Source organism: Mesorhizobium sp. M4B.F.Ca.ET.089.01.1.1, from assembly GCF_004022605.1.
GTDB lineage: Bacteria > Pseudomonadota > Alphaproteobacteria > Rhizobiales > Rhizobiaceae > Mesorhizobium > Mesorhizobium abyssinicae.
In genome coordinates, this window is sequence record NZ_RZOS01001611.1 from 1 (window position 1) to 382 (window position 382).

General features: G+C 62.3%; 1 pseudogene. It reads right to left on the reverse strand.

The features are described 5' to 3' along the window. Positions 1-382 (reverse strand): annotated as a pseudogene (locus EN780_RS39660) (glycosyltransferase family 1 protein); the annotation flags it as partial.

Below are 382 nucleotides of genomic sequence, written 5' to 3' on the forward strand. Positions count from 1 at the left end.
ACCTCCGAGACCGGAAATCCTGCGGGATTTGGATCCGTATCACCGACCAGGTCGAAGCGAGCCTCCGGCCGGACCGCCTTCACCAGTTTCGCGGCACCCAGGTATTCGGCAAGGCCTTTGTCGCGAAGCAGGCGGGCGATCATAAGAAATCGCGGCTGCTCCGGCAGTGGCACAACCCTAAAACGATCCAGGTCGACCCCTGAACCGTTGACGACACTGGCTGGGGTCCGCCCGAGGAGCCCCAGGCGACGGAAATCATCTCGATCGTCCTCGTTCTGGAAAGTTACCGTCGTGGCGCCGCGCAGGCTTGCGGCATAAAGAAGGCGGGCCGCAGCGTTGATGATCCGCCAGCGTAGCGATTTGTGGCGGTCCGTGAACGCAT